This is a genomic window from Citrobacter amalonaticus (assembly GCF_001559075.2).
Taxonomy (GTDB): Bacteria; Pseudomonadota; Gammaproteobacteria; order Enterobacterales; family Enterobacteriaceae; genus Citrobacter_A; species Citrobacter_A amalonaticus_F.
In genome coordinates this window covers 4,401,099-4,418,607 of record NZ_CP014015.2, presented here as the reverse complement: position 1 = coordinate 4,418,607, position 17,509 = coordinate 4,401,099, and the positions used below count along the sequence as shown (strand labels likewise).

The following is a 17,509-nucleotide window of genomic DNA, read 5'->3' as shown; positions in this document are numbered from 1 at the left end:
TTGAACCTCAGGGGTTGTTCACTATAGTATTACGATATGAATACTATTGAAGACAGCATAAATCAACGGATCAGTGCAAGAATTCGCATTGAACGAGAATCCCGCAGCTGGTCGCTTACCGATCTGGCTGAACGGGCAGGCGTGTCGCGCGCGATGATCCACAAAATTGAACGCGGTGAAAGCAGTCCAACGGCGACGCTGCTTGGCAGGCTCTCAGGGGCGTTTGGCATCAGTATGTCCACGCTGATTGCCCGTGCTGAAATGCAGGAGGGCAAACTGTCCCGTTTCGCCGATCAGCCCGTCTGGCACGACCCGCAGAGCCACTATCTGCGCCGCCATGTGTCGCCGCGCAGCGATTTACCGATCGATCTGGTGCAAATTGAATTGCCGGCGGGCAGCGATATCCCGATGCCTGCGTCATCGTATGTTCAGGCCCGGCAGCTGATCTGGCTGCAGCAGGGCGAACTGGTGTTTGTGGAAGGTGACACGCGCCACGAGATGAAGGCGGGTGACTGCCTGGAACTGGGGCCGCCGAATGACTGTCGTTTTATCAATGAGACGGCGCAACCCTGCGTTTACCTCGTTGTGCGCTTAAATCAGGCCGGGAGTTAATGACCGCCGCGGCCTGCTACTATTGATGGATTCATGCCAAAAGCAGAGGAGAACATCATGGCTCAACAAACACACCGTAACCGTCGCTGGGTGTTAGCATCCCGGCCCCATGGCGCGCCGGTGGCAGAGAATTTTCGTCTGGAAGAGGACGATGTCGCCACCCCTGGCGAAGGTCAGGTTTTACTGCGTACGATTTTTCTCTCGCTCGATCCCTATATGCGCGGGCGTATGAGCGATGAACCGTCATACTCGCCGCCGGTTGAGATAGGCGGTGTGATGGTGGGGGGCACCGTCAGTCGTGTTGTGACGTCAAACCATCCTGACTATAAACCGGGTGAATGGGTTTTGAGCTACAGCGGCTGGCAGGATTATGCGATCTCCGACGGCACGGAACTGGTGAAGCTTGGGGATCATCCTGAGAATCCGTCATGGGCGCTTGGCGTGCTGGGGATGCCCGGATTCACCGCTTATATGGGATTACTGGACATTGGCCAGCCAAAAGCGGGCGAGACGCTGGTCGTAGCGGCCGCCACCGGTCCTGTCGGCGCCACGGTTGGACAAATCGGTAAGCTGAAGGGCTGTCGCGTGGTGGGCGTGGCTGGCGGTGCGGAAAAATGCCGTCATGCTACCGAGGTGCTGGGCTTCGATCTCTGTCTGGATCACCATGCCAGCGATTTTGCTGAACAACTGGCGAAAGCCTGCCCGCAAGGTATTGATGTCTACTACGAAAACGTGGGCGGGAAAGTGTTTGATGCCGTGCTGCCGTTGCTGAATACCTCGGCGCGGATCCCTGTTTGTGGTCTGGTCAGCGGTTATAACGCGACAAACTTACCGGCAGGGCCTGACAGACTGCCGCTGCTGATGGCGACGCTGCTGAAGAAACGGATCCGTATGCAGGGCTTTATCATCGGTCAGGATTACGGGCATCGCATTCACGAATTCCAGCAGGAGATGGGGCGCTGGGTGAAAGAGGGGAAAATCCACTACCGCGAGCAGGTTACCGACGGCCTGGAAAATGCACCGCAGGCTTTCATCGGCCTGCTGACCGGTAAAAACTTTGGCAAAGTGGTGATACGTCTGGCCGACGACGCGTAAACAATATCTGGCGGCGAGAGCCGCCATAAAAAAATGGGCAAATTTTTAAATTCCAGCTTTAATTATACCCTAAATAATTCGAGTTTCAGGAAGGCGGCAAGGGAGTGAATCCCCAGGAGCTTACTCAAGTAAGTGACTGGGGGGAATGAGCGCAGCCAACGCATCTGCAACTTGAAGTATGACGGGTTTATAGCACCGCGTAACCGACGAATAATCTGTCGGGGCAGTTAAAATAACGTGGGTAAATTACTGTTCTTTACGTTTTACATTTTTCATACCAGGCGATATTTATATCAATTAGGCGATTTAGCTTAATTGCGATTGGCTATGTTATGAGGTGAAGAAATAGAATGCCTGGTATGGAAAAAACGCAACATATAAGTCTGACCACGCAGGTTGAAAGAGGGCTAAAAGACAAACTAAGCATTGGCGCTTTACGCCCCGGGGCCAGGCTTATCACCAAGAATATCGCGCAGGAGATGGGGATCAGTATCACCCCGGTCCGGGAAGCGCTGCTACGACTGGTCTCCGCCAGCGCGTTGGCAATCGCGCCCGCACAGGCGTTTATGGTTCCGGATATCACGATGTCGCGGTTTAGCGAGATCATACACATCCGCTGCGAGCTTGAAGGCATGGCGGTAATGACGGCGACGGGCGAGGTGACGGCGGAGCGGATGGACATTCTGCATGCGCTTCTGGCGGACTATCAGCAGGCCCACGAGAGTGGTACGGTTGAGGATCGCCTGCTGGCGAACCGGGCGTTGCGCTTCAAAATCTATCAGTTTGCAAATATGCCCACCCTGGTTGAAATGATCGAGCAACTTTGGGTGCGCATGGGGCCGAGTCTGCATTTTCTCTATGACAGGGCGAAGCATGATGCGTATCAACACAACGTCGGGCATTATCAGGAATTGCTGAATGTGATGGCGGCGGGAAATAAAGACGCCAGCCGTCATTGTTTAATTGATCTCATCAATAAAAATGTAGCGATAATTAAACAACAATACCATCATTAAGTCTGGCTTAAATATAGCGGGGAATATCCCCGCTAGTACGTCATGAATAATCGATTTTACTCAAAACGCCAGGCCAGATTGACACCAACGCCATAGTTTCGTCCTGGCGCCGGTTCGTAGTAGCGGCCATTCGACTCATTCACAATGACCGAGCCGACATACTCTTTGTCGAAGAGGTTATCGACACGACCAAACACGTCCACCGTCAGACTGCTGAGGTTAAATTTATAGCCGGTATTCAGGCCGACGACGGTGTAAGACGGCGCTTTGGCGGTGTTTTCATCGTCGGCCATGATATCGCCCATATAGCGCGCATCGGCACCCGCATACCAGCCCTCATCAGGCACGTAGCCCAGCGAGGCAAACCCCATGTTGCGTGCGATGCCGGGCATTCGGTTACCACTGCAGTTCTGGTCGTTACACACGTTACTGCGATAAGTGGCATCCAGCCAGGTCCATGAGGCGTTGAACCGCCAGTTTCCGGCAATGCGTTGATCCCAGGCGAGCTCCGCCCCCTGGCGACGCGTCTTACCGGCATTCTTATAGGTCGTGCGTCCGCCGCTGCTGGAATCTACCACCAGTTCATCGTCGGTATCGGTCTGGAAAAGCGCCGCCGTCAGCAACCCGTCACCGATCCGGGTCTTACTGCCAATTTCCACCGTATCGTTGGTTGAGGGTTTGAGATCAAAGTTCATCCCGCTTTGCCCGTCTGCGCGGTAGGAAAGCTCGTTGATGGTCGGCGTTTCGAAGCCCCGGCCCGCGGCGAGATAGAGGTTCCACGCCTCGGTTAAGGCGTATTTCAGCGAACCAGCAGGCAACCACTGATGGTAGCTGGCCTCACCGCTGTCATCGCCATTGCCTGGCGTGACATAATGATCGTTGGAATCGAACCACACCGAACTGTAGCGCACGCCCGCATCGAGCGAGAGTTTGTCAGTCAGTTGCCACTGGGTTTGCAGATAGGGATCCACGTTCCACATCAGGTTACGTTCATCGCGGCGCAGATCGCCTTTCTGACCGTACTCCGGCACGCCATTGTTCAGTCGATAGTTGTTATAGCCTTTACGGTTTTCACTCATGTTCTCGTAGTTCAAACCGGTGGTGAAGGTCACGGGGACGCCCAGTTCCCCGCGATGCGTCCAGCGACTGTCGATACCCTGGTAATGACGCTGCAAAGCGATCACGCCGCCCGCATGAGAGGGGCGAAGCTGTGGCGCCATAGGGATCGACTGATACTGCGTGGTTTCGCGTTCTCCGGCGTACATCATGACGCTCATGTCATCCTGCGCGCTGAGCTGACGCTCATAACGTAATCCGGCCTGGGTCTGTTTGATGGTTTTGCGCGTGTTGTATTGTTCAGCGCGGGGGGATTGTTGGGGATCCGCCCGCCATTCCGCTTCAGTCAGCCCCCCCGGATCGTCGGCTTTAATATCGACGCTATTGAAAATCAGACTCAGCTTGCTGGCGTCATCGATACGTACGCCCAGTTTTGCGTTGGCCAGATTTTTTTGCGCGCCGCTGCGATCGCGATAACCGTGGGTGGTGAAACGGGTAGTGGAGACCGTGTAATCCACGTCGCCCGCCTGAGTGCCATCACCCATCGCGCCCGTGGCTTTCAGCCCATAACGCCAGCTCCCGAAACTGCCGTAATAGCTGCTCGCTTCTATCGTCGGCGGCTGCTGACCGGTTTGGGTAGTGACATTCATCACTCCGCCGGAAGCATTACCGTATAGCGCAGAGAAGGGTCCGCGCAGCACTTCAACGTTCTGCACGCTGCTGAGATCGATGTTCGATGTCTGCCCCTGACCGTCCGGCATCGTCGCCGGAATCCCGTCAACATACAGACGGATACCGCGGATCCCATAGGTGGATCGGGAGCCGAATCCGCGCATCGAAATCTGCAGATCCTGCGCATAGTTTTGCCGGTTTTGTACCTGTAGTCCCGGCACGCGGGTCAGCGATTCCGACAGGTTGATGCGCGGCGCGGCCAGGCGAATCTCATCGCCGTCGACGACGCTGACGGCTGCCGGGGTATCCAGCTCTGATATTGCCTGGGGCGAAGCGCTGACGATCATGGTTTGGGCATCGCTAGCCTCATCTGCCAGAACTGGCGATGAAAAGACGAGCGGGAGAAAAAGTGCGGGAACTGCGGTATGTCGTGCGGAAATAATCTTCATGAAAAAGGCCAGTTAAATTGAACGTACCCAGAGGTATGTAAGTTCTATGTTAATGGATTTGTAAATGTTTGAAAATTTTAACGGCGCGATGCGTTAAGAATTAATGGAGAAATTAAGAAGATTGTAGCCAGAATGCGAATAAATGCTCCACATTCACATGAATAATGATTACCATTCCCATCTATAAACAAGAGCAATACCAGGATGTTGCTCGTTGAAGCGATGTGAAGCAGCAAAATAGCTATTTATCAAAGGGAGTCGTCATGCATTTTCGTCATCTATTCTCGCCGCGCCTGCGGGGGTCATTGCTGTTAGGTTCACTGCTGGTTGCTTCTTCATTCAGCGCTCAGGCTGCAGAAGAAATGCTGCGTAAAGGCGTGGGCAAAGGCGCCTACGAAATGGCCTACAGCCAGCAGGAAAACGCGCTGTGGCTGGCTACCTCGCAGAGCCGCAAGCTGGACAAGGGCGGTATCGTCTATCGTCTTGATCCGGTGACGCTGGAAGTCACGCAAGCTATCCACAACGATCTCAAACCGTTTGGTGCCACCATCAACAATGCGACCCAGACGCTGTGGTTCGGCAACACGGTCAACAGTGCGGTGACGGCTATTGATGCGAAAACGAGTGAAGTGAAAGGGCGACTGGTTCTCGATGCCCGTAAGCGCTCAGAAGATGTGCGTCCGCTACAGCCGCGTGAACTGGTTGCCGATGAAGCGACCAATACGGTCTATATCAGCGGTCTCGGCAAAGAGAGCGTGATCTGGGTGGTGGATGGCGAAAAAATAGCGCTGAAAGAAACAATCCAGAATACCGGTAAGATGAGCACGGGTCTGGCGATCGACAGCCAGGCGAAACGGCTGTACACCACCAATGCCGATGGTGAATTCATTACCATCGATACCGCCAGCAACAAAATCCGCAGTCGTAAAAAACTGCTGGATGATGGCAAAGAACACTTCTTCATCAACCTGAGCCTTGATACGGCAGGCCATCGCGCATTTGTAACCGACTCAAAAGCGGCTGAAGTGTTGGTCGTCGATACCCGTAACGGCAACGTGCTGGCGAAAGTCGCGGCGCCGGAGTCGCTGGCCGTTCTGTTCAACCCAACGCGTAACGAAGCCTACGTCACGCACCGTCAGGCGGGTAAAGTGAGCGTGATTGACGCGAAGAGCTACAAAGTGGTGAAAACGTTTGATACACCGACCTTCCCGAACAGCCTGGCGCTGTCAGCCGATGGCAAAACGCTGTACGTAAGCGTGAAGCAAAAATCCACGCGTGAGAAAGAAGCGACTGAACCGGATGATGTGATTCGCATCGCCCTGTAAGACGCCCGAGGGCGGTTATGTTATGACTATCGCCTGAGTGGTGTTGTAGGCCGGGTAAGGCGAAACCGTCACCCGGCAGATACGTGAAGGTGCAATCTGATAAGGCCTGCCCGAAAGTGCAGGCCTTATTATTTATGGCGCAGTCCGGTGTATTTCCGCCACGCGTTTACGCACGCCATACCAGCCAGCGACCAGCAGGATGGCAATCAGCGGCAGGGAAGCAATGGTCCAGGTCCCGTTCGGATAATCGAATGCCATCAGCACCAGTACGCTCACCAGGAACAGTAGCGTTAACCACGAGGTAAACGGCGCACCAGGCAGTTTGAAGCTGACATCGGCGGCTTTCCCTTCTTTGATCGCCTGACGCAGACGCAGCTGGCAGACCACGATAAAGCCCCATGAGGCGATGATCCCCAGTGACGCAAAGTTCAGCACGATTTCGAAGACCTGCGACGGCACCAGATAGTTGAGAAAAACCCCGACAATGTACACCGCCAGCGTCGCCAGAATTCCCGCGTAGGGCACATGCTGACGGCTCATCTTACTCATGAATGTTGGCGCAGAACCGCCCATTGCCATCGAACGCAAAATACGCCCGGTACAATAGAGGCCGGAGTTCAGGCTCGAGAGGGCGGCGGTTAGCACAACGATGTTCATGATGCTGCCAATGTAAGGCACGCCAAGTTTTGAAAAGAAGGTGACAAATGGGCTTTGCCCCGCCTGATAGGCGTTCCATGGCAACAGCAGAACCAGCAGTACCACCGAACCGACGTAGAACAAGCCGATACGCCAGATCACGCTGTTGATGGCTTTCGGCACCATCGTCTGCGGATCTTTACACTCGCCAGCGGCGGTTCCCACCAGTTCGATAGACGCAAAAGCAAAGACCACCCCTTGCACCAACACCAGCGCTGGCAGCAGGCCGTGGGGGAAGAATCCGCCGTTATCCGTAATCAGATGAAAACCTGTGGCGTTACCGTCCAGCGGTTTACCCGAGCCGAGGAATATCGTGCCGACCACCAGAAAGAGAACAATGGCCAGCACTTTGACCAGTGCGAACCAGAATTCCATCTCCGCAAACCACTTCACGCCAATCATGTTCATGGTGCCAACAATCGCCAGCGCGCCGAGGGCAAAGACCCATTGCGGAACGTCGCCAAACGCGCCCCAGTAGTGCATATACAGCGCGACAGCAGTGATATCGACAATACCCGTCATTGCCCAGTTGATGAAGTACATCCATCCCGCGACGTAGGCGGCTTTCTCACCGAGAAATTCACGGGCGTACGACACGAAGCTGCCGCTGGAAGGGCGGTGTAAAACCAGTTCACCCAAGGCGCGCAAAATAAAGAACGAGAAGATCCCGCAGACCAGATAGACCAGCGCCAGCGCCGGACCCGCCATCTGCAGACGAGCACCGGCCCCCAAAAATAACCCGGTCCCAATGGCGCCGCCGATGGCGATCATCTGGACCTGACGGTTGCCCATGGCTTTGTGATACCCCTCTTCATGGGCATTCAACCAGCGTCGTTTCGCCGCGTGCTGCTCCGACACCGTTGTTTCTTGTGTATTCATTACGTTACCTGTTTACCTGTCTGATAAGTCGAACTTTTCGTCGCTACCACCCGGCGCGACGCGGGTGATGCTTCCCGTCATTCTGGGTAGGGATAACACCACCGGCGGAGCATCCTACCTGCAAATAATAAACGGTGCAAAATAGTCCATTCACAATGGTCAGATTGCGTAATAATCAACCAAAACTGAAGTGAGAACCCGCTCTGAACAGGCAGAGCGGGTAGGGGAATCAGGCGGAGGTGCCGAAGACACGCACCGCCTGTTGCAGGCGTGAGGAGCGCCTGGAAAGATTGCCGGCGGCATCTCTGACGCTTTCCACCATCGTGGCGTTGTTATCGGTCATGGTGCCGATGCGGGAGATCGAATCGTTAATCAGTTCCAGCGCCTGCGTCTGTTCACGCGTCGCAAGGCCAATTTCTTTAATCATTGTCGACATCTGGAACACGTCGTCGATCATCCCGGTCAGATGGGTTTCCGTTTGCTCAACCATACTCACCCCGGCATTGACGTTGGCGACGTTCTTCTCAATCAGCGAGGTAATCTCTTTGGCAGCCGACGCGGAGTGCTGTGCAAGATTTCGTACTTCGGCGGCAACGACCGCAAACCCGCGCCCGGACTCACCGGCGCGCGCGGCTTCGACCGCTGCGTTAAGCGCAAGGATATTGGTCTGGAAAGCAATACTGTCGATCACGCCGATGATGTCGACGATCTGCCCGTTGTCGCGGGAAATCGACTGCATCATGCCGATCGTCTGCTTCATAAAATCGCCCCCTTCGCTGGCGTTAGCGCTGGTTCTGTCGGCCATCGTCATGGTTTGAGCGGCGGTATCCGCCGTTTGTTGTACTGCGCTGCCAATCTCTTCGATGGCTGCCGCGGTTTGTTGCAGGTTGGCCGAGGTCTCTTCGGAACGCTTATGCAGCGCGGTGCCTTCCTGACTGACGCGCTTGCTGATTTCCTGAATCCCGGCAATTTGGGTACTCACATCATCCACCAGGGAATTCAGATTTAATCCGGCCTGATTAACCAGACGCATCATCATCCCCAGTTCATCGACACGGTTTAAATGAATGCTGTCAGGTTTTCGTCCGGCGACCACTTTCTGCATCTGGGCCAGGATCTGTTTAACCGGATGACAAATTTGATACTTAAGGTAAATAGCCAGCAGCAAAAACAAGAGGGTAAATGCGCCTGCCTGAATAAGCGGATGAATGGCTAAGAAAATAATACCCAACGCGATAAGCAAACTGATACCGATAGCATAATTGACACGTTGACGGATGGATAACCATTTAAATGCTGACAAACAGGCCAGCACGCCACGACGGATAATAATTCCCTTAAATAAACGATGACCCTTGAAATTGTTATTATTTATCTTTTGATAAAGCTGCTCGCTTTGCTCAATTTCCTGACGCGCGGGAACGGTGCGTACCGAGATGTATCCGGTTAATTGTTCGTTATGCCAGACGGGGGTGACGTTGGCGCGAACCCAGTAATGATCGCCGTTGTGACGGCGGTTCTTGACCATACCGGTCCAGCTGTCGCCTTGTTGCAGGGTAAACCACATATCGGCAAATGCGGCAGGCGGCATATCCGGGTGACGGATGATATTGTGCGGCTCGCCCATCAGTTGATTTTCGCCAAATCCGCTGGCGTCGATAAACGCGGAATTCGCATAGGTAATATGGCTTTGCGTATTCGTTGTCGATAACAGCGTCGTTTTCTCGTTAAGTAAATACTCTTTCTGTGTAACGGGAATGTTACTTCTCATGAAAGACTCCTGGTGATGCTGTGCGGAATAAACACAAAAGTCCGTCAGCCTGGGCTGATGGATAATAGAGATTGATGTATTTAGAATGCTGCATTCTCTACTAAACATAAGAATGACGAAAGTATTTAAAATGAAATTTTCATGCTTTAATTAAACTGTAATGTCATTAAAATGAAAAATAAATACATCTGCGTAACCTGGAAAGTATAGGGTGCTCCCTTAAGTAAAACCTGACCGATAAAACGATGACAAAAAGAAAATAGGGCTGTGCTATTACGGTTCACATCATAAGTTTTACTGACCTATTAATTTTTGTAGGGATCGGTCGCGAGGAACGGTCAGAAAGCCATGCCAGAAATGCAGGTTACTCTACACTTAGAGTTTTAACCTGCAGGAGGCAGTATGATTAAGGTTTATGGGGCACCAGGGTGGGGGTCAGCAATCAGCGAATTAATGCTTACGCTGGCGGATATTCCGTATCGTTTTGTTGATGTCAGCGGTTTTAACAGCGAAGGGCCGCAGCGCGACCTGCTGCAAAAAATCAATCCGCTGTGTCAGGTGCCGACGCTGACGCTTGAAAATGGCGAGGTGATGACCGAAACGGCGGCTATTGCGCTGATGATACTCGATCGTCGCCCCGATCTGGCGCCGCCCGTCGGACGTACTGAGCGTCAGCAGTTTCAGCGTCTGCTGATCTGGCTGGTGGCCAATATCTATCCGACATTTACGTATGCCGACTATCCGGAACGCTGGGTTCCTGATGCGCCCGCACAGTTGAAAAAGAACGGTATTGAATACCGTAAATCACTCTATCTCTGGCTCAACGATCAACTCAGCGCGGAACCGTATGCCTTCGGCGAACAGTTGACGCTGCTCGACTGCTATCTGTGCGTGATGCGCACCTGGGGGCCGGGGCATGACTGGTTTCAGGATAATACGCCGAATATCAGCGCGATAGCGGATGCTGTGTGTCAGCGGGCAGAATTACGTCAGGTACTGAAAAACAATGAGATCATCTGAAAAATGCAACGGCGGTCGCGGGTAAACGCGGACTAAAAAAACGCTGTTCCGGGGAGTGCAGTCCCGAAACAGCGGGGCGAAAGCGTCGCCATACGGACGATCAGGCAGCAGACGGGGTTAGCGTAATGCGATCCAACGGTCCAACAATAAACAGGTAGGAAATAAGGCCAATGAGGCCCATTGAGCCGACGTACAGAATGGCGAAGTCAAACGACTGGGTATTGGCCAGAATCACGCCGATCACCAGCGGGGTGATGATACTTGCCATGTTGCCGCACATATTGAAGACGCCGCCCGCAATGCCCAGCACCTCTTTCGGCGATGTATCGCTGAGGACGCACCAACCAAGGTTGCCAAATCCTTTGGCGAAAAAGGCCAGGCTCATCGCGGCAATCACCACGAACTCCGAAGAGGTGTAGTTAGCAATAACGATCACACAGGAGAGCAGCATGCCGCAAATTACCGGCAGTTTACGCGCGATGGTGAGGCTGTAGCCGCGCTTGAGCAACCAGTCGGAGAAGACGCCGCCGAGCAGGCCGCCAATAAATCCGGCAATCGCCGGAATACTGGCGACAAAGCCCACTTTCAGAATCGACATCCCTTTGGCCTGGTACAGGTAGGTCGGGAACCAGGTCAGGAAGAACCAGGTGATAGAGGTGACGCAGAACTGCCCGATGTAGACACCGATCATCATCCGGTTGACGCAGACGCTTTTGATCTGCGCGAACGAGACCTTTTGCGGCTCTTTTTTACTGCCCAGCGTCGGTTCACCGCCACCCTCGCGAATATAGTCAATTTCCTGTTGATTCACTTTGGGATGGTGCATCGGATCTTTGACTTTAATTAACCAGAAGACACCGAGAATAACGCCAATGGCACCGATGTAATAAAAGACAAAATGCCAGCTCAAGTTATGCAAAATAATGGTCATCAGTGGGGTAATAATTCCCAGCGAGATATATTGCGCCGCCTGATAAACCGAGGTGACAAAACCCCGTTCATTATTCGGAAACCATTGTACGCTTAAGCGACTGTTTGCCGGGAAGGCGGGAGCCTCGATTGCGCCCATCAATAAACGCAGAATAATCAGTACGATCAACGGGCTGGCATACAGATAGATGGTGCCCTGAAACATGGTCACCAACGACCAGCCGATCAGCGCGCAGCCGTAAACCAGGCGCGAACCGTAGCGATCTAATAACCAACCGCCGGGTAATTGCATGATCACATACGCAATACCAAAAGAAGAAAAAGCCAGCCCCATGGCTTCCGGGTCAAAGCCTAATTCTTTACTCATAATCGGCGCGACGACGGATAATGTTGCCCGGTCGGCATAATTAAATACAGTGGCAAGAAATAAAAATATAAGGATGCTGTAACGCACTTTAGTGCGTTTTATCATTGTGTTCATTCTCTACTCCTCGGTAAGGGCAGAAAGCGTTCTGTAAGGTCAGAGGGCGGGAATTATTCCCGCCAACGCGGATCAGGGGCGTTTGCCAAATTCGCAACTTAACTGCGTCCAGCGGCGCGCCTGTTCGCTCAGGGTGAAGCCCAGACCGTGACGATCGGAGACCCACATGCGTCCGTCGCGCAATTCAAGCTGTTCATTAAACAACGGGTTCAGCCATTCGAAATGCTCCAGCCACGGCTCCAGCGGATAGGCGGCGGACAGATGCAGGTGAACTTCCATGGCAAAGTGCGGCGCCAGCTTACGTCCGTGTTTGGCGGCCAGATCCATAATTTTCAGGAACGGTGAGATACCGCCCACGCGCGGGGCGTCTGGCTGGACGAAGTCGCTGGCGTTCCCCAGAATCAACTGTTCATGCTCGCGGAAGCTGGTCAACATTTCACCGGTGGCGATGGGGGTATCCAGCGCGGCGGCAAGCTGGGCGTGACCTTCAACATCATAGGCGTCAAGCGGTTCTTCAATCCAGATGAGGTTAAATTGCTCCATTTTGCGCCCCATGCGGATCGCCGTTTCGCGATCCCACTGCTGGTTGGCATCGACCATTAACGGGAAGTCATCACCCAACGCCTCGCGAACGGCGGTTAAACGGCGGATATCCTCGGCACAGTTGGGCTGTCCGACTTTCAGTTTGATCCCGCCAATACCGTTTTCACGCGAAATCACCACATTCTTCAGCACCTGATCGAGTGGCGTGTGCAGGAAGCCGCCGGAGGTGTTGTAGCATTGCACGGAATCCCGGTGCGCGCCCAGCAGTTTTGCCAACGGCAGGCCAGCGCGTTTGGCCTTCATGTCCCAGAGGGCGATGTCGATAGGGGAGATGGCCTGTACCGCCATTCCGCTGCGACCAACGGATGCGCCAGCCCACAGCAGCTTGGTGTAGATTTTGTCGATATCATTCGGGTCTTCACCCAGCAGGTTGTCGGCGATCTCTTTGGCATGAGCGTAAATACCCTGACCACCGGCGCGTTTTGAATAGCTGAAGCCGACGCCTTCAAATCCATCGCGGCTGCGGATCTCCGCAATGATAATCGCCACCTCGGTCAACGGTTTCTGGCGACCGGTCAACACTTTGGCGTCACTCACCGGGGTTGCCAGCGGCAGAAATGCCAGTGACAGCTTCACCCATTCGATACGATCGCCGGTTTCCGCTGCCGTTCTGGCATTGGCCGCTTTGGCATAGGTTACGGCGTCAGAATTCGCACTTAAAGACATGTCATTCTCCTGATTGATGTAAAATGATTGCGCTAACATTTCTATTCTTATGGCAAAAATTAATCCAGAGAGTGGGTGTTGAATTGAACAATCGATCACACATAGCGAATAAAAAAGAAGAATTCCTGCAAAACAGGTCACGATCCAAAACATTCTGGTAAAATGCACAACATTAAATGATGGCGCTAACATTTAAGTGTGCGAACGGAAAAGTAAGCTGCTGTATTTGCGGCGTTTCCTGGTCTGAAGCTGGCAATAGCCACACGCATGATGAATAATGCACAGATAAATCAGTGAATTTTGCAGGGGCATCCACAGTGAAGAGCACTAAACCACCTCGCGCGCCGACGCTGGAAGATGTTGCCCGCAGTGCCGGACTGTCACCCATGACGGTGAGTCGGGCGCTGAATACGCCACAGCTAGTGCGCCCCAAAACGGTTGAGAAAGTGATGCAGGCGGTGCGGACGACCGGCTATATCCCCAACGCGCTGGCGGGGGGGCTGGCGTCACGGCGCAGTAAATTGATTGCTATTGTGGTGCCGCAGATCAACAACAACATGTTCGTCGATACGATCCAGTCGCTGAGCGATGAACTGGCAAGGCGCGGCTATCATATTCTCCTGTGCGTGGCGGGGTATACCGAACAGACGGAAGCGGAACTTGTCGCCACGCTGCTTTCGCGGCGTCCCGATGGCGTGGTGCTAACCGGCATTCACCACACCAGCGAACTGAAAAAAGTGATTCTGAATGCGGCCATTCCAGTCGTGGAAATCTGGGATCTCACCCCCACGCCACTCGACATGCTGGTCGGTTTTTCCCATGAAAAAGTCGGGCAGGCCACCGGCGAATATCTGTTGCGTAAAGGGTATCGTCGACCCGGTTTGTTGTGGACGGCCGATCGCCGTGCCGGTCAGCGTAAGCAGGGGTTGTGCAGCGTTCTGGCGCATCATGAAATTCATGATGTGCCGCAGGTGGATGTGCCGCTCCCGGCGTCGCTGTCGCTGGGCCGCAGTGGACTTTCGCAACTCTTCAGTGAAGGGGAATTTGACGTGATTGTCTGCAGTTCTGATACCCTGGCGCAGGGCGCAATGATGGAAGCGGAAAGCCGTGGATTACGTATTCCGCAGGATTTGGCCGTCATCGGTTTTGGCGACCTCGATTTTGCCGCCAGCAATCGCCCGTCGATCACCACCGTCAGCGTCGACCGCCGCGCCATTGGTCAGCGAGCCGCCACGCTGCTGGCGAATCGCATTGAACAGACGGCAGTGGAAGAGGCCATTATCGATATCGGGTTTCACCTGATTGAGCGGGAATCCGCATAAACCGACACATGCATGTTGTCGAGTGTGCTAGCGTTAACGTCACACTGACAATAAGGAACCGGCTATGCCACACGTTGATATTAAATGTTTTCCGCGCGACCTGAATGATGAACAAAAAGCGGCGCTGGCCGATGATATTACTGAGGTGATCATCCGTCATCTGAAAAGTAAGGAACGCTCGGTGAGCGTGGCGCTGACTGAAGTTCCGGAGGATAAGTGGCAGGGCGTCTGGGATAGCGAGATTGAACCGCAGATGGACGTGCTGATTAAAAAGCCAGGCTACAGCATGTAAACAAAACGCCCGGTCACGAAAACTGACCGGGCAACGTCGGGTTACGGCGTGACGATATTGAACCAGAATTCAAATTTATCCATATAGCCAAGCAGTTCGTTCAGTTTTTCTGCATTGCCGGTGATTTTTACGTCGCCTTTATCTGTGGCTTCTTTCAGCGTTTCTTCTTTCAACACAATCCGGTTTAGCGCATCGCGCGACAGGCCGATCGTGGCATCGGCGTTGGCGTCTTCTACGTTCGCGGTATGGTTCAGTACGCCGTTTTCCAGCTCGATTTTGTACTTACCGCCGTCGTCACCGAAATCGAAGTTAAGGACCATTTTCGCATCTGCTGCTTTTTGGCCGTTAATATGGACGGCGAGGTAGTCAAAGAACATCTCAGGCGTCATCGCGCGTACGGTATCCGGGCTGGCGGTATTTGGCGTTGGCCCCTTCACGACGCCGTTACGCAGTTCCTGCGCGCCGGTCAGGTAGAAGTTACGCCACGGGCCGGATTCAGCCTGGTATCCCAGTTGTTCCAGCGCGTCCGCTTCCAGATTTCTCGCTGCCTGATTATTCGGATCGGCGAACACAACCTTGCTGACCACTTGCGCAACCCAACGATAATTGCCCTGATCGTAGTCCTGCTTCGCTTTTTGCAGAATGGCATCGGCGCCGCCCATGTACTCCACAAATTTCTTCGCGCCGTCTTCCGGCGGCAGTTCGTCCAGCGTAGCCGGGTTGCCGTCAAACCAGCCGAGATACAGCACATAGGTTGCCTTCACATCATGGCTGACCGAACCATAGTAACCGCGGTTAGCCCAGGTATTGGCCAGCGAGGGCGGCAGGGTAAAGTTTGCGGCGATTTCATCACGGGTTAAGCCCTGGTTGGCCATTCGCAGCGTCTGATCGTTGATATAGCGATATAAATCGCGCTGGCTTTTCAGCAATTTGACCACATTGTCATTGCCCCAGGTCGGCCAGTGGTGCTGTGCGAGGATAATTTCGGCCTTATCGCCCCACAGGTTAAGCGCTTCATTAATGTATTTGGACCATGGCAGCGGCTGGCGAATTTTAGCGCCGCGCAGCGAATAGGTGTTGTGCAGGGTGTGGGTGACATCTTCTGCGGTTTCGATAATTTTCTTCTCTTCGATATACCACAGCATTTCGGATGGGGCTTCAGAACCCGGCGCCATCAGGAAATCATAGGTCAGTCCGTCAATGACCTCTTTCTGCCCGGTTTTGGTAATATAATTGGTCGGCGCGATCAGCGTCACCGTACCGGCGGAGGTGGTGGTTCCCAGACCTGCGCCGACCTGGCCTTTAACATCCGGTTTCAGCAGGTTGCCGTACATATAGCTGGCACGGCGACTCATCACGTTCCCGGCCATGATATTTTCTGATACCGCTTCCTCCATGAATCCGGCAGGGGCGTAGATTTTCACCTTGCCCGCTTTCACATCGGCTTCATCGACCACGCCGCGAACGCCGCCGTAGTGATCCACATGGCTGTGGGTGTAAATCACCGCCACAACCGGTTTTTTACCCCGGTTCTTGAAGTACAAATCCATGCCCACTTTCGCCGTTTCTGCCGAAACCAGCGGATCGACAACGGTAATGCCTTCTTTACCTTCGATAATCGTCATATTCGACAGGTCAAGATTACGGATCTGATAAACCCCCTCCGTCACCTCAAACAGGCCGCTAATATTAATCAACTGCGCCTGACGCCAGAGGCTGGGGTTTACTGAGTCGGGAGATTTATCGCCTTCTTTAATGAATGCATATTGCTGAGGATTCCAGATAACATTGCCTTGCTCGCCCTTAATCACTTCCTGGGGAATGGGGGCAATAAAGCCTTTATGGGCATCGGTAAAATCGGTGTTATCGGAAAAGGGCAGCTGATTATAAAGCGCATTGTTCGCCTGTTGAGTGGCGGCAGTGGCATCTTTAGGCGCTTCAGCCGCAATAAGCGGAAGAGAAAAAGACGTTAACAGCCCGGCAAGGAGTAGACCCCTGGCGATGGTATTGAGTTGCATTGTAAAACCTCACTTATCGAAATGGAGGACATTTTGATGTGGAAATGCAGGTGTATATGCGTTTGACGTGAAAATTTGAGGTAATGCAACATTAACTATAGCCAGCTTCAGCCAGACGGCAATTAACGTGCAGATATTGTTAGTGTATTGATACCTGCACGATTTTTGATCAGTTCTGCGGGATGTCCTCGACAGAAGTATAGAGCGTCAGGCCATGTTGACGAGCGACCTCGATATCCATATCGGCGCCCTTAGACGCTCCCGCAATTCGGTAAACCGCGTCACAGCGAGCGATGAGTCGGTGGGCAACCGGGTAGAGCATGGCTTCGCTAATCTCATCATCTAACGACGTGGAACCTGCCGCCTTAGCCAGCGGCAACGCGAGCCATTCGCCAATCAGCGGAATATGCCCGCGCTGGTATACGGCCAGCGCTGCCGCTTCCAGACGCTGAAGGTTGGCGTCGATCAGAGCCTGTTTTCCATCTGTGCCGCTGCGATAAGGGCCGGCGATTAAAATCAGTTGTGCTGTCATGATATCCTCGTTGCTTGTTTGTCGTAGGCAGAAATGCACATTTCTGCACGTTTTTGTTGCCTGTCAGGCATTCC

General features: G+C 53.5%; 14 protein-coding genes. 7 read left to right on the top strand and 7 right to left on the bottom strand.

Going from position 1 to position 17,509, the window contains the following annotated elements; all coding sequences use genetic code 11:
- Positions 1 to 36: 36 nt before the first annotated feature.
- The 3 genes from AL479_RS21315 to AL479_RS21305 all read left to right on the top strand — a co-directional run bounded on the left by AL479_RS21315 (position 37) and on the right by AL479_RS21305 (position 2,723).
- Positions 37 to 612, top strand: a complete 576-nt coding sequence (locus AL479_RS21315; RefSeq protein WP_061077559.1) for a helix-turn-helix domain-containing protein — start codon at positions 37 to 39, stop codon at positions 610 to 612.
- A gap of 57 nt (positions 613 to 669) precedes the next feature.
- On the top strand, positions 670 to 1,707 hold the full coding sequence (locus AL479_RS21310) for an NADP-dependent oxidoreductase (RefSeq protein ID WP_061077558.1): 1,038 nt from the start codon (positions 670 to 672) through the stop codon (positions 1,705 to 1,707).
- Between the two features lie 350 nt (positions 1,708 to 2,057).
- Positions 2,058 to 2,723, top strand: coding sequence for a GntR family transcriptional regulator (locus AL479_RS21305; RefSeq protein ID WP_061077557.1), 666 nt, complete (start codon positions 2,058 to 2,060; stop codon positions 2,721 to 2,723).
- A 56-nt stretch (positions 2,724 to 2,779) separates the two neighbouring features.
- Here AL479_RS21305 and pqqU read toward each other — a convergent pair whose 3' ends face one another.
- Positions 2,780 to 4,900 (bottom strand): TonB-dependent receptor PqqU, encoded by a 2,121-nt coding sequence (pqqU, locus tag AL479_RS21300; RefSeq protein WP_061077556.1) that lies wholly within the window; start codon positions 4,898 to 4,900, stop codon positions 2,780 to 2,782.
- A 263-nt stretch (positions 4,901 to 5,163) separates the two neighbouring features.
- Here pqqU and AL479_RS21295 point away from each other — a divergent pair, with 263 nt between their 5' ends.
- On the top strand, positions 5,164 to 6,225 hold the full coding sequence (locus AL479_RS21295) for a YncE family protein (RefSeq protein WP_061077555.1): 1,062 nt from the start codon (positions 5,164 to 5,166) through the stop codon (positions 6,223 to 6,225).
- 132 nt (positions 6,226 to 6,357) lie between these two features.
- Here the strand turns inward: AL479_RS21295 and ansP are convergent, their stop codons facing one another.
- Together ansP and AL479_RS21285 are read right to left on the bottom strand one after the other, a co-directional pair.
- Positions 6,358 to 7,800, bottom strand: a complete 1,443-nt coding sequence (gene ansP / locus AL479_RS21290) for an L-asparagine permease (RefSeq protein WP_061077554.1) — start codon at positions 7,798 to 7,800, stop codon at positions 6,358 to 6,360.
- A gap of 229 nt (positions 7,801 to 8,029) precedes the next feature.
- Positions 8,030 to 9,571: a methyl-accepting chemotaxis protein gene (locus AL479_RS21285; RefSeq protein WP_061077553.1), complete on the bottom strand. Its 1,542-nt coding sequence runs from the start codon at positions 9,569 to 9,571 to the stop codon at positions 8,030 to 8,032.
- A gap of 402 nt (positions 9,572 to 9,973) precedes the next feature.
- Between AL479_RS21285 and AL479_RS21280 the strand changes: the two genes are divergently transcribed.
- The gene (locus tag AL479_RS21280; RefSeq protein ID WP_061077552.1) at positions 9,974 to 10,591 is read left to right on the top strand and encodes a glutathione S-transferase family protein; all 618 of its coding nucleotides are present in this window, start codon (positions 9,974 to 9,976) and stop codon (positions 10,589 to 10,591) included.
- Between the two features lie 100 nt (positions 10,592 to 10,691).
- On the opposite strand, the gene AL479_RS21275 is transcribed toward AL479_RS21280, so the two are convergent.
- Both AL479_RS21275 and AL479_RS21270 read right to left on the bottom strand, forming a co-directional pair.
- Positions 10,692 to 12,002, bottom strand: coding sequence for an MFS transporter (locus AL479_RS21275; RefSeq protein ID WP_061077551.1), 1,311 nt, complete (start codon positions 12,000 to 12,002; stop codon positions 10,692 to 10,694).
- Positions 12,003 to 12,074: 72 nt separating this feature from the next.
- Positions 12,075 to 13,271 carry an L-talarate/galactarate dehydratase gene (locus AL479_RS21270; RefSeq protein ID WP_061077550.1) on the bottom strand — a complete coding sequence of 399 codons (1,197 nt, stop codon included), beginning with the start codon at positions 13,269 to 13,271 and terminating at the stop codon, positions 12,075 to 12,077.
- A 317-nt stretch (positions 13,272 to 13,588) separates the two neighbouring features.
- Here AL479_RS21270 and AL479_RS21260 point away from each other — a divergent pair, with 317 nt between their 5' ends.
- Entirely contained in the window at positions 13,589 to 14,593 is a 1,005-nt protein-coding gene (locus AL479_RS21260; protein ID WP_061077549.1) for a LacI family DNA-binding transcriptional regulator, read from the top strand.
- A 64-nt stretch (positions 14,594 to 14,657) separates the two neighbouring features.
- Complete coding sequence (gene pptA / locus AL479_RS21255; protein WP_061077548.1) at positions 14,658 to 14,885, top strand: tautomerase PptA; 228 nt, start codon at positions 14,658 to 14,660, stop codon at positions 14,883 to 14,885.
- Between the two features lie 41 nt (positions 14,886 to 14,926).
- Here the strand turns inward: pptA and AL479_RS21250 are convergent, their stop codons facing one another.
- Both AL479_RS21250 and AL479_RS21245 read right to left on the bottom strand, forming a co-directional pair.
- The gene (locus AL479_RS21250; protein ID WP_061077547.1) at positions 14,927 to 16,903 is read right to left on the bottom strand and encodes an alkyl/aryl-sulfatase; all 1,977 of its coding nucleotides are present in this window, start codon (positions 16,901 to 16,903) and stop codon (positions 14,927 to 14,929) included.
- A 169-nt stretch (positions 16,904 to 17,072) separates the two neighbouring features.
- Entirely contained in the window at positions 17,073 to 17,435 is a 363-nt protein-coding gene (locus AL479_RS21245) for a DUF4406 domain-containing protein (RefSeq protein ID WP_061077546.1), read from the bottom strand.
- Positions 17,436 to 17,509: the final 74 nt, after the last annotated feature.

Coding starts and splice junctions, on each gene's coding strand:
- AL479_RS21315 (WP_061077559.1), top strand. CDS start 37: ATGAATACTATTGAAGACAGCATAAATCAACGGATCAGTGCAAGAATT.
- AL479_RS21310 (WP_061077558.1), top strand. CDS start 670: ATGGCTCAACAAACACACCGTAACCGTCGCTGGGTGTTAGCATCCCGG.
- AL479_RS21305 (WP_061077557.1), top strand. CDS start 2,058: ATGCCTGGTATGGAAAAAACGCAACATATAAGTCTGACCACGCAGGTT.
- pqqU (WP_061077556.1), bottom strand. CDS start 4,900: ATGAAGATTATTTCCGCACGACATACCGCAGTTCCCGCACTTTTTCTC.
- AL479_RS21295 (WP_061077555.1), top strand. CDS start 5,164: ATGCATTTTCGTCATCTATTCTCGCCGCGCCTGCGGGGGTCATTGCTG.
- ansP (WP_061077554.1), bottom strand. CDS start 7,800: ATGAATACACAAGAAACAACGGTGTCGGAGCAGCACGCGGCGAAACGA.
- AL479_RS21285 (WP_061077553.1), bottom strand. CDS start 9,571: ATGAGAAGTAACATTCCCGTTACACAGAAAGAGTATTTACTTAACGAG.
- AL479_RS21280 (WP_061077552.1), top strand. CDS start 9,974: ATGATTAAGGTTTATGGGGCACCAGGGTGGGGGTCAGCAATCAGCGAA.
- AL479_RS21275 (WP_061077551.1), bottom strand. CDS start 12,002: ATGAACACAATGATAAAACGCACTAAAGTGCGTTACAGCATCCTTATA.
- AL479_RS21270 (WP_061077550.1), bottom strand. CDS start 13,271: ATGTCTTTAAGTGCGAATTCTGACGCCGTAACCTATGCCAAAGCGGCC.
- pptA (WP_061077548.1), top strand. CDS start 14,658: ATGCCACACGTTGATATTAAATGTTTTCCGCGCGACCTGAATGATGAA.
- AL479_RS21250 (WP_061077547.1), bottom strand. CDS start 16,903: ATGCAACTCAATACCATCGCCAGGGGTCTACTCCTTGCCGGGCTGTTA.
- AL479_RS21245 (WP_061077546.1), bottom strand. CDS start 17,435: ATGACAGCACAACTGATTTTAATCGCCGGCCCTTATCGCAGCGGCACA.